At 39.0% G+C, this 11,280-nt stretch carries 15 protein-coding genes; 6 read left to right on the top strand and 9 right to left on the bottom strand.

All coding sequences use genetic code 11. The features are described from left to right. Window positions 1-138: 138 nt before the first annotated feature. From MOB01S_RS01925 to queE, 4 genes are all read right to left on the bottom strand, one after another. Window positions 139-564 carry a hypothetical protein gene (locus tag MOB01S_RS01925; protein WP_169798109.1) on the bottom strand — a complete coding sequence of 142 codons (426 nt, stop codon included), beginning with the start codon at window positions 562-564 and terminating at the stop codon, window positions 139-141. 104 nt (window positions 565-668) lie between these two features. Beyond that, entirely contained in the window at window positions 669-1,256 is a 588-nt protein-coding gene (locus MOB01S_RS01920) for a trimeric intracellular cation channel family protein (RefSeq protein ID WP_066800782.1), read from the bottom strand. A 51-nt stretch (window positions 1,257-1,307) separates the two neighbouring features. After that, window positions 1,308-1,694 (bottom strand): hypothetical protein, encoded by a 387-nt coding sequence (locus MOB01S_RS01915; protein WP_066800761.1) that lies wholly within the window; start codon window positions 1,692-1,694, stop codon window positions 1,308-1,310. A gap of 161 nt (window positions 1,695-1,855) precedes the next feature. Continuing rightward, a complete protein-coding gene (queE, locus tag MOB01S_RS01910) occupies window positions 1,856-2,569 on the bottom strand; it encodes a 7-carboxy-7-deazaguanine synthase QueE (RefSeq protein WP_066800759.1) in 714 nt (237 codons plus the stop codon). 226 nt (window positions 2,570-2,795) lie between these two features. Here queE and MOB01S_RS12665 point away from each other — a divergent pair, with 226 nt between their 5' ends. The 6 genes from MOB01S_RS12665 to MOB01S_RS01880 all read left to right on the top strand — a co-directional run bounded on the left by MOB01S_RS12665 (window position 2,796) and on the right by MOB01S_RS01880 (window position 6,851). Continuing rightward, window positions 2,796-3,272: an HvfA family oxazolone/thioamide-modified RiPP metallophore gene (locus tag MOB01S_RS12665; RefSeq protein WP_066800757.1), complete on the top strand. Its 477-nt coding sequence runs from the start codon at window positions 2,796-2,798 to the stop codon at window positions 3,270-3,272. A 318-nt stretch (window positions 3,273-3,590) separates the two neighbouring features. Continuing rightward, window positions 3,591-4,511 carry an HvfB family MNIO-type RiPP peptide maturase gene (locus tag MOB01S_RS01900; protein WP_245639977.1) on the top strand — a complete coding sequence of 307 codons (921 nt, stop codon included), beginning with the start codon at window positions 3,591-3,593 and terminating at the stop codon, window positions 4,509-4,511. A 25-nt stretch (window positions 4,512-4,536) separates the two neighbouring features. Continuing rightward, the gene (locus MOB01S_RS01895) at window positions 4,537-5,331 is read left to right on the top strand and encodes an HvfC family RiPP maturation protein (protein WP_066800752.1); all 795 of its coding nucleotides are present in this window, start codon (window positions 4,537-4,539) and stop codon (window positions 5,329-5,331) included. A 17-nt stretch (window positions 5,332-5,348) separates the two neighbouring features. Beyond that, window positions 5,349-6,011 carry an HvfX family Cu-binding RiPP maturation protein gene (locus tag MOB01S_RS01890; RefSeq protein ID WP_066800749.1) on the top strand — a complete coding sequence of 221 codons (663 nt, stop codon included), beginning with the start codon at window positions 5,349-5,351 and terminating at the stop codon, window positions 6,009-6,011. Then, window positions 6,004-6,657: a sigma-70 family RNA polymerase sigma factor gene (locus tag MOB01S_RS01885; RefSeq protein ID WP_066800746.1), complete on the top strand. Its 654-nt coding sequence runs from the start codon at window positions 6,004-6,006 to the stop codon at window positions 6,655-6,657. The genes MOB01S_RS01890 and MOB01S_RS01885 overlap by 8 nt, the downstream gene beginning before the upstream one ends. Continuing rightward, entirely contained in the window at window positions 6,654-6,851 is a 198-nt protein-coding gene (locus MOB01S_RS01880) for an anti-sigma factor family protein (protein WP_066800743.1), read from the top strand. The genes MOB01S_RS01885 and MOB01S_RS01880 overlap by 4 nt, the downstream gene beginning before the upstream one ends. Before the next feature lie 55 nt (window positions 6,852-6,906). On the opposite strand, the gene dapD is transcribed toward MOB01S_RS01880, so the two are convergent. The 5 genes from dapD to MOB01S_RS01855 form a co-directional block, all read right to left on the bottom strand. Next, entirely contained in the window at window positions 6,907-7,725 is an 819-nt protein-coding gene (dapD, locus tag MOB01S_RS01875) for a 2,3,4,5-tetrahydropyridine-2,6-dicarboxylate N-succinyltransferase (protein WP_066800740.1), read from the bottom strand. Window positions 7,726-8,043: 318 nt separating this feature from the next. Continuing rightward, window positions 8,044-9,003, bottom strand: coding sequence for an alpha/beta fold hydrolase (locus MOB01S_RS01870; protein ID WP_066800737.1), 960 nt, complete (start codon window positions 9,001-9,003; stop codon window positions 8,044-8,046). An 18-nt stretch (window positions 9,004-9,021) separates the two neighbouring features. After that, entirely contained in the window at window positions 9,022-9,456 is a 435-nt protein-coding gene (locus tag MOB01S_RS01865) for an ExbD/TolR family protein (protein WP_066800734.1), read from the bottom strand. 11 nt (window positions 9,457-9,467) lie between these two features. After that, on the bottom strand, window positions 9,468-10,130 hold the full coding sequence (locus MOB01S_RS01860; RefSeq protein WP_066800732.1) for a MotA/TolQ/ExbB proton channel family protein: 663 nt from the start codon (window positions 10,128-10,130) through the stop codon (window positions 9,468-9,470). A gap of 33 nt (window positions 10,131-10,163) precedes the next feature. Beyond that, a complete protein-coding gene (locus MOB01S_RS01855) occupies window positions 10,164-11,201 on the bottom strand; it encodes a ParB/RepB/Spo0J family partition protein (protein ID WP_066800729.1) in 1,038 nt (345 codons plus the stop codon). Between the last annotated feature and the right edge of the window lie 79 nt (window positions 11,202-11,280).

The following is an 11,280-nucleotide window of genomic DNA, read 5'->3' as shown; positions in this document are numbered from 1 at the left end:
CTTTGGTACAAAAAGATGAAAATTTTTCTTATTAATGTCATTGTGTTATCTTAAAACACATTTGGCTTGATTCCAACAGTTTGGGGTGCCTCTAAATTATTGATAAATACAAATCATGTTATAAAAGGTGAGTATGCCCTATTCTAAACACACAAAATTTTTATCCACATCATAAATAAAATCCATTTCAAATATCCAAAACTTTGTGGAAACATAATCCACCATAAAACATTCATTGTCATATTTTTTATGAAATTTTTTATGAAACCACCCATCATAATTATCCCACTCTTGGTGGGATTTAAATTGGTTGGGGTCAATACGCTTGCACAAACCTTTGGAATCAAAGAAATCGTGATAGGATTCCCACTTTCTTTCAAAAGGCGATTTTTTAATGGTGATTTCGCCCATTCCCTTTTTGTCTTGACCGTTTAATGAATATAAACTGGCGTTGTTTTTTCCTGTCATTTGACCTTTATACATCAAACAACCGCCTGTTTTGATATTATTAGGGTCTTTTGCTTTATGTTTGGCAATCATTGGCATTATGGTACTTTCAGACATTAACATAGCACTAACCAACAAAAGCATTAGCATTGCCACAGTGAGCAAAAAATAAAATAAACGGTCTATCAATTTACGCCAATACTTTTTAAAATTCACCATTGTTAAAACCGTCCACTCAAACTTGGCAAATGCCAATCAAATCTAATAGCAAGCATTCGCACACCAAAAATCGTCATAAGACAGAGCGTTTCGGTTATGTGGGTGGGCAGTCCCCATTTTGTCAATGCCAAGTACAGACAAGAGCCGATAATGCTAGCACTGATATAGATTTCTTTTTGTAAAACAAGTGGTATTTCATTACAAATCATATCCCGCATGATACCACCTGCGATACTGGTCAGCACCGCCATAAGTACTGCAATCGGTGCAGAAGCTCCATAACTTAGAGCAACTTTTAGACCAATGAGACTAAATGCCGAAAGTCCAATAGCATCAAAAAATTTGAGTGTCCAACCAATTTTTTTATATAATCCAAAAAAGATTTGGCAAATCAATGAAGTAATGGTGATGACAATGACATAATTTAAATCAATCATCCAAAAAAGTGGGTGGCGATCAAGCATGACATCACGCAATGTCCCACCGCCAATCGCCCCAACCATTGACACCAAAATACACCCAAAAAAATCAAAACGCTTGTACAATGCCAAAGTCGTCCCTGCCACCGCACAAGCAATCACGCCAATCATGTCAAGCACATAAATAGCTAAATCAGAAAATGGTATCACAAATTATCTGCACTATTGGGATAGTACTTCTTGTGCTTGAGAGATTTTTATAGAGGCTTTTTTGGCACGAGATTCAGCACGCTCGGCTTTCTTTTGGGCTTTTAAGGCTCGTTTTTCGGCACGCTTTTGGGCACGTTCCGCTTTTTTTCTGGCACGCTCGGCTTTCTTTTGGGCTTTGAGAGCTTGCTTATCAGCTTTGGCGGAAGCCAATACTGCTTGTTCGGCATTTTGCACCACCATCGCTTGATAAGTGGCTTCATCTAGGTTTTGTTGAGTGGTTGTCAAAGCCTGCTCAAGCATGGTTGTGTCATGACGTGCATCTTGTAGGCTAACGGTAGTACAACCTGTCATCACCACCGCCAATACAGCAACGCTCATCATACTTTTTACAAATTTCATCATACACTCCAAAATTATCAATAAAAACATTCAAACAATATCTGGTTTGTCATGTCAACAAAACCAAATTATATCATGAAACACCAAAAAAGATACTTAAACCTTGATATCATCGCCACCAATCAAACCAAATAAAAACACATCATAATATGATTTAAACATCATTTACCCCGTGCATCCGCCCAGATAATTTTGTGCAGTTGTAGTTGTAGGCGTACTGGCAAACCATCTGATAGAATCCATTCGGCTAATTGTACGGCAATGTTTGGTACATCGCTTTTACGCTCATCAATTTCAAACATTGGCGAAAACCAGACCACGCCCACTTTTTTGTGTAAATCGTACTGCCACAGCTTCTCCACCGCCCATTCATAATCGGCACGGTCGGCAATGACGATTTTTAGCTGGTCGTGGGCGGTGAGATAATCCAAATTTTTCCACAAATTTTTGCCATCTTCGCCTGATGATGGTGTTTTTAAATCCATTACCTTAGACACCGCTATCGGTACATCTTTTACCGACAATGCCCCTGCCGTTTCTAGGGAAATCTCATAGCCATTTTCTAACAATAGTTTCATCAAAGCAATGGCATTTGGCTGAGCAAGTGGCTCGCCACCCGTTACGCACACTCGTTTGCATGGATATTTGGCAATATGGGTCAAAATATCGTCCAATGCCCACCGCTCTCCACCTGTAAAAGAATAAGTGGTGTCGCAATAAGTACACCGCAAAGGGCAACCTGTCAAGCGAATAAAAATGGTCGGCAAGCCAGAAGTCAATGCTTCGCCTTGTAAGGAATAAAAAATTTCGGTCAGTCTAAGCCCTGCCGATGGGTCGGTGGTGGGGATATGGGTGTTTCGTAAAGTGCTAGACATAGAGTGCAATTATTTTTGATAAAACTGGTTATTTTAGCAGATTTTGGGTTGGTTGGGTGACTTATGCTTTATTTTCATCATACATTTTACTAATTTTATTCATTGAAAAATTATCATAAAAATTACAAAAATTTTTGTAAGATTTTACTAACTTCTTGCGACTAAATGACCAAGGCGATAAAATATATGCCCCAGTTTTTCTAATGTCTAAACTTCGGAGTTTTTTATGAAAAAATTAGCAAAAACCGCCCTACTTGGCTCACTTATCGCAGGTACGGTCGCCTGTTCACAGCAAGAAGCCAAGCAAGAACAGCCCTTTGAAGCCAAATCGATGGAGCAAGGCTACCAAAACAGCGAAAAAGCCCAGACTGTTGATAGTGCCAACGCTACCCCTGCTGACACCAAAACCGCCGAAGGCAAATGTGGTGAGGGTAAATGCGGTGGCGACCAAGCAACGGCAACTGCAACCGCCGATGGTAAAACTGCCGAAGGTAAATGTGGTGAAGGTAAGTGTGGAGGCGATGCCAAAGCAAGCACCGACAGCAAAGCCAGTGAAGGCAAATGTGGTGAAGGTAAATGCGGTGGCACAAACGCTACTGCCACAACCACAGCAAGCACTGACAGCAAAACTTCTGAGGGTTCTTGTGGTGGCAAAACTTCGGAAGCATCTTGTGGTGCTAACAAACCTACCGAAAGCAAATAAGTTATCTTAAATCATAATAACGGTAATTGGCTTAGGGTGTGCTGAACATTGATAACATTATTTATAAAAACGATTAAACTTTAACGCTTTTTATTAATTTTTGCATGAAAAATGGCTAAATCTTGTTTGATAGAATAATTATCAAACTTCACTTTTTCCTTGAAAAACGTGCGATTTTTCTCATTTTTCATTGCAAATAACAATATTCAACACACCCTAATTACCGTTATTATAAAAATGTATCAACATTAGTTTATTTTTTGTATTTAATAATAAATAAAAATAACATTAAATACAAAAAATAAATTTAATACCTAAATGAGTGTAATTACAATGAACAAAAAATCATTAAAAGGGGCGGGCTTAGGTTTTCGCCGTGAACTTTATCAAAAAATGCAAGAACAATCATTATCAGGCATTGATTTTTTTGAAGTATCTCCCGAAAATTGGCTCAATTCAAATGGGCAAATGGGTGGGCGTTTTGAAAAAATGCTCCGTGCTTATACCGAACGCTTCCCCTTTATTTGTCATGGATTATCTTTATCTATTGGTAGTAGTGCCAAATTGGATATAGAGTTATTAAAAAATACCAAAAAATTTATGCAAGCCCACGACATGACGCTCTATACCGAGCATTTGGCGTGGACTTCGGACGATTTGGGACATTTATATGAGCTATTACCCATTCCTTGTACCGATGATGCGGTAAAATGGACAGCTCATCGCATTAGACAAGCCCAAGACATCATGGAAATGCAGATTGGTTTTGAAAATGCCAGCTATTATTATCAACCACCAGATAGTGATATGAGTGATGCTCAGTTTATCAGTGCAGTAGTCAAAGAAGCTGATTGCTTATTGCATTTGGATATTAATAATATTTATGTCAATAGCCAAAACTTTAACTTTGACCCCATTGACTATTTACATCAATTACCCTTAGAAAAAGTATGTTATATGCACATTGCAGGACATTATGTAGAAGCAGATGGGTTTATTATTGATACGCACGGCAATGACGTCATTGAGCCTGTTTGGCAATTATTGGATGAAGCCTATGCCGAAATATACAGAAGAACAGGCAAAAAAGCGATTGAAATTCCCACTTGTTTGGAGCGAGATTTTAATTTTCCAGAGTTGGAAAGTCTAATGCGTGAAGTCAATATCATCCATCAGCACCAACACAATCAATACCAAGAAGTTACCAATCACCTAACGAATATTAGATTAACTGCTTAACCCATTTGCATTCATTGGAATTAAAATGCCCTTAATGTTATTTGCTCCTCATTCTTTAAAAAAATTCCAAAACGAATTTGGTGATTATCTGCGTTCGCAACGCCAAAACAATGGTGACAACATTCCCACTCGTGTAGGCAAAATTTATCAAGACCTGATTTTTAATAATGTTTGTGGCTTTTTAAATCAATGCTTTCCTATTTGTAAAAGCATCATGGGTGAGAATTGGCGAACCTTATGTTTGTACTTTTTTCAACGGTATCCCACACATTCACCTTATTTTACTGAAATTCCCATGCAATTTGTGGAATTTTTATCGCAAATGGACGATGGCGACTTTGACAAAAGTGTTTGGCTTAACGAATTAACCTTATCACACGATGAAATTAAAAAGTTACTGCCCGCTTATTTGTCCGAACTTGCTCATTATGAATGGTTGGAGCTACATACAGAAACTTTTCCCAATCAAGCAAATAAACTAATTTTAAATGATGTGCAAAGCTATTATTTGAATAATAGTGTTCAAAATCATTACTATTTATACCCTGTACACAAAATTAGCGAAAATGTTGATATTGCATTAGAAAATACTTTTTTGGTGGTGTTAAGACATAATGATAAGGTTAAATTTGTGGAAATCAATTTATTAACCTATTTATTTCTGGAATTTATCACCAACAACCAAACCATTTATCAAGATAAAAATACCCTATTAGCTGATTTTGCAAATAGTATTGATTATCAAGACGTTGATGGGCTAATTAAGTTTGGTGATGAGTTATTACAAATGTTGGTCAATAACCATATTCTTTTTAATTAGGTATGAGGAGCATCATAATGAAAACATTATACAAACTTTATTATCAATTGCTACAAAAATTAAAAATCCTAGATTTTACATTATTATTGGCATTACGTATTTATTTGGCACCAATTTTTATCATTGCAGGGCTTGCTAAATTCAACAGTTTTTCTGATACTGCCAATTGGCTTGGTAATAGCGAATGGGGACTTGGTTTGCCATTTCCTACCTTGATGACTGCACTTGTAATTTTTGCTGAATTGGTGGGTGGATTTGCATTATTATTTGGGTTTTTGACCAGATTTTTTAGTGTGTCATTAATCATTTCAATGGCAGTAGCAGGCTTTGCTGTGCATTTAAAAAACGGCTGGTTTGCAATTGCATCAAGTGAAGGAGAAACCAGCATTGCTTCCTTTTGGGCAAATTTAGGTTTTTCGTCCGCCCAAAATAGCGTTGCTAATGCTCCACAAGTTGCCGAACGTTTAGAAAAAGCCCGTACTATTTTGCAAGAACATGGCAATTATGAATGGCTAACCGAATTTGGTAATTTTGTCATTTTAAATAACGGCATGGAATTCTCTATCACTTATTTGATTATGCTTTTGCCTTTATTGTTTTATGGGGCAGGAAAATATGTTAGTATTGATTATTATTTGGCAAAATTTTTTAATCAAAAATTGGGATTAAAAAATGAATGATACTTATCAAAATTTTCTTGTTCATTTATTAAAAGATAAAGAAAATTTGTCAGATTTTTTAAATGAAAAAGAATTATCTAATTTATACAATCATTTATTAAAATTTTCCCAAAACCAATTAAACGACAATGAATTAGCACAAGATGCAGTACAAGAATGCTTGATGGGAGCGATTAAAGACAGCCATAAATTTAAGGGTAATTGTGCATTTAAAAGTTGGGTTTTTGCCATTTTAAAACATAAGATTTCTGACATATTAAGAAACAATCAAAAATATGTCTTGATGAGTGAATTGTCCGCCAATGATGACGATGAATTGGAATTATCCGAACTGATGTTTCAAGACAGTGGGCATTGGCAAGATGAATATTTGTTCCATACTTTTGATAACTCATGGAATGACCCAGAAATACACGCTCACAATCAAGATTTTTGGCAGGTATTGGAATATTGTTTAAGTCATTTAAAAGGTGAACAGGCTCGAGTATTTTTAATGAAAGAATATCTTGGATTGGATAGTAATGAAATATGCCAAACTTTAAAAATCAGCCATCAAAATTATTATGTATTGATGTATCGTGCCAGAATCAATTTGCAAGCGTGCTTAACTCGCCATTGGTTTGATGATGAACGGAAAAAATTATGAAAACTTGCCAAGAAATTAGTCAATTAGCCAGTCGTGCCTGCGATGAAAAAATTGGGCTTCTGCAAACTGCCGAATTGACGTTACACTTGATGATGTGCCAAAACTGTCGCAATTTTTATGAGAACAACAAAAAGTTGTCGGAGATTTTAAAAGAACATAAAAATACCCATCGCCACTCTCATATAGAACATTAAAAAAATTGCGATAAAGTAACTTTATCGCAATTTTATTTTACCAAGAATAATCAGATTAGTCCGCTCTTAGCAAATCATTGATGGAAGTTTTGGCACGGGTTTGGGCATCCACTTTTTTGACGATGATGGCAGCATATAGGCTATATTTACCGCAAGGGCTTGGCAAGTTGCCTGGTACGACCACAGAGCCTGCTGGCACTCGTCCATAGTGAATTTCGCCTGTTTCACGGTCATAGATTTTGGTGGATTGACCGATGTACACACCCATTGAGATGACCGAGCCTTCCTCAACAATCACCCCTTCTACAATCTCACTTCTTGCCCCAATAAAGCAGTTGTCCTCAATGATGGTGGGATTGGCTTGCAAAGGTTCAAGCACACCACCAATGCCCACACCGCCCGACAGATGCACATTTTTGCCGATTTGGGCACAAGAGCCGACAGTCGCCCAAGTATCCACCATCGTGCCTTCGTCCACATAGGCACCGATGTTGGTGTAGCTTGGCATCAAAATCACATTTTTGCCGATAAATGAGCCTTTTCTGGCAACGGCTGGTGGCACAACACGCACGCCTGCGTTTTTGTAATCTTCTTCACTCCAACCGTTAAACTTGGTGTCCACCTTGTCATAAAAACCAAGCTCGCCTGTGTTCATTGGGCGGTTGTCATTGATTTTAAAGGATAATAGCACCGCTTTTTTGACCCATTGATGAACCACCCACTCACCATCAATCTTTTGGGCAACACGAAGTTCGCCTTTATCCAATTTGGCAAGCACCTCTTCAACGGCAGAACGCACATCAGATGGGCAATCGGCTGCCCCAAAATTGGCACGGTTGTCAAAGGCAGTTTCAATGATTTGTTCAAGACTCATAAGACATTCCTAATGATAAAAAGTAGGGATATTTTAGCACAATTTTATCAATGATTTTTCATCATTTTTACTAAGGTATGTTGAACTTTTGTATTTGCAATTACAAATGAGATAAATCGCACGTTTTTCTAGGAAAAAACGTAGGCTATAAGTTTTCTATCAGACAAATTTTTGATACTTCAAAACACCCAACCACTTAATCTAGCAACATCAAGACTAATCTTAATTGATGGAATTAAGTGGTCGGGTAATTTTTAATGTAAAAACACCATCTTTTCATTTCTAAACTATTGCCAAATGCAAATGGTGTATAAAGGTTCAACATATCTTCATATTCACGTTTAGCCAATGTATGATATCTTGGTAAACTCGCTGATTGTCTGTCTCATGCAATGGCTCATGACGCATATTGGGATAAAGTCTGACGGTGCAATTTTTGCCAATATTGATTAAATTTTCTTGCAAATCAACAATATCCTGCCCCATGTTACCCACAGGGTCATCTTTACCACTGACAAGCAACACCCCAAAATCATTGGGTAAATGAGCATACCAATGGGCGGATGTTGCTTTTTTGATAAATTGATTGAGTGTAAAAAAGCCATTATTGGTAAACACAAATCCACACAAGGAATCATTTTCAAACGTTTGAATGTTTTGCAGATTTTCTGACAACCACGCAAAGGGCGAATGGCTGATGGGATAAGTAATCTGACCAAGCAAATGATGGTTGACAACACTAGCAAGAAGTAGATTTTTCTTTTTGGGATTAAGTTTGTTTTGCACCGCCAAATAACCCATGCTTAGTGTGTTGAGCGTACCAAACGAATTGCCCGTCCCCATCAAAATCGCCCCATCAAAGCTTGTGGCATGGTGTACTAATACCGTCCGCACAATAAACGACCCCATTGAATGCCCCATGATAAAATGGGGAATTTTGGTGTTTGGTTGGTTTTTAGTCAGTAAATTGGCTTGATTTTTTAGAGCGTTCGCCACAACAATCACATCTTTGCACAGTGTTTGTACAGGGTGTTTTTCATCAAAAAACCCCAATTCGCTCTCATCTTTGGCAGTCTGCCCATGTCCAAGCTGATCATAAGTTGCTACCAGTATGCCATTATCTGCCAAAAACTGGGCAAACTTGGCATAGCGTCCACCATGCTCACTCATGCCATGTACGATAAGCAATGTTGCCTTAATTTCACCCACAGGAATAAAAAACGCATGGTGCAAACGATGGGTTTGGTTGGTGGATAAAATTACAGTTGGGGCATTCATGATTACTGACTTAAAAGATTATTTGGCATTATTTTTATGAGCCATCGGCACAACGGTACTGATGTTGAGATTTAAAAAACCCATCTTGCCCGCCACATCCATCGCACGCACCACCGCTTGGTGAGATGCTTCGGCATCGGCTGCAATGACAAAGAGTTGCTTACGGTCAGTACCTGCTTCTTTTTGGAGCATATTAATCAGCTCGGCTTCACTGCTACTTGCCAGTGCCACACCGTTCACCAGATAAGTGCCATCTTTTTTGACAGCAACTTCAATCTGCTTGCCCTCGTTGGTTACTGCCACCCCTTCTGCTTCTGGCAAAATAATGTTAATGCGACTAAAATGATTAAAGGTAGTTGCAAGGAGCAAAAACACAATCAAAAATAGCAAACAGTCAATCATCGGAGTTAGATTGATTTCCAAAGGTTCAACGGTTGGTTTACGAAATCTCATCTGACACCCTTTTAGTCGCTGTTTTTGGCGTTTTTCTTGTCTTTGTCATCAACATCAGTATTCATGAGTTGATAATCGTACATTTCTTGGATAAGTAAACCTGCTTCGGTTTCAAATTTGGCATTGATATCCACAATGCGTCTTTGGTAAAAACGATATGCCATGAGTGCAGGAATGGCAACAAACATACCTGCTGCGGTTGTGATGAGTGCTTGGGAGACGCCAGCAGCCAGCATGGTAGGGTCTTGCATTGCTCCGTTGGTGATTGCCAAAAATGAGCTGATAATCCCCAAAACTGTCCCCAAAAGCCCCAAAAGTGGTGCAACCGCCCCAATCGTACCTAACATATTGATGTTTTTTTCTAGGTTGGCTATCTGGACGCTGGCACGGTTTTGCATGTGCATGGTCATGCTATCCACACCATATTTGCGATACAAAAGTCCTGTTGCTAAAATATCGCCCAGTGGTGAATGCTCTTTCACGCTCAAAAGCTGATTGCGAGTCAAGCCATCTTTACCACATAACTGAGCGATGAGTTGCTCCCGAAGCTGACTTGGAGCGACTTTGGAAAAACCCAATTTTCGCCCACGCTCTATCACAATCACGAGTGCCACGATAGAACAGATGACGATTGGCAACATCAAAATACCACCTGCTTTGACAAGCTCCCACATATATTGATACCTTTTTTAATTTTAAGAAAAAAACTATTGAACACCAAACTGGCTAAGCAGTTGAGACAGTTCATCATGACTGTGAAAAAAGATTTCCATACTGCCTTTGCCATCCTTACCCTGTTTCAATTTAACGCTTGCTCCTAGTGCATCAGACAGACGCTGATTTAGGGCAATGATTTCATGGCTATTGACCGCAATAGGTTTTGGCTCTGGATTTAAGATAGATTTAACCAACTTTTCGGCTTCACGTACCGTCATCTGGGCATCGATGATTTTTTTGGCGATGTGTGGCTGTTGCTCTTGGGATAATGACAACAGCGTACGGGCATGACCCATATCAAGCTGACCTTGACGCATATAGATTTTAACTTGGTCATGTAAATGGTTAAGACGCAAAAGGTTGGTAACAGTCGCCCGAGCTTTGCCCACCACATCCGCTATCATCGCATGACTCATGCCAAATTCGGTATGAAAACGTTCCAACGCTTCGGCTTGTTCTAAAACGTGCAAATCTTCACGCTGAATATTCTCAATGAGTGCCAACGCAATCGCCACTTCATCAGATAACACACGTTCAATGGCGGGTATGGTGGTAAGCCCTGCTATTTTTGATGCTCGCCAACGTCTCTCGCCTGCGATGATTTCGTGGGTGATACCGTCTGATTTGGCTTCGCCTGTCAGCAATGGGCGAATGACAATGGGTTGCATGACACCGTGCTGACGGATAGAGTTGGCAAGTTCGTTAAGCCCATCTTCATTCATCTGACGGCGTGGCTGATATTTGCCTGATTGTAGACGTGCCACATCAATATCCACCAACGCCACTTGTTCGTCGGTGTCAGTTGTGAGCGTGGTAGATACTGGCTTGGTGCTTTGCGTTTGGGTTATTTGCACCTTTAAAGAGGGTGAAGTATGATTGGTGGAGGCTGATGCCTGTAATGACTGGGTAGGGGCAGACGCATCGGCAGTTGGCATAAGTGCCACCGAAGTCAGTTCTTTTTCTTTTTTAATGCTACCCATCAGAGCTTCTAAGCCCCGCTTAGAACCAAGTCCACGCTTTTTTGTCATGCCAAATTACCAATCAACACAAAATAGTTTGTTATTGTAACACAACTTCTTACTTTTTCGTAAGTCATGCCCTAAAAAT

It is taken from the genome of Moraxella oblonga NBRC 102422 (assembly GCF_001598275.1).
Classification (GTDB): domain Bacteria; phylum Pseudomonadota; class Gammaproteobacteria; order Pseudomonadales; family Moraxellaceae; genus Moraxella; species Moraxella oblonga.
This window is presented reverse-complemented; position numbering and strand designations above follow the sequence as displayed.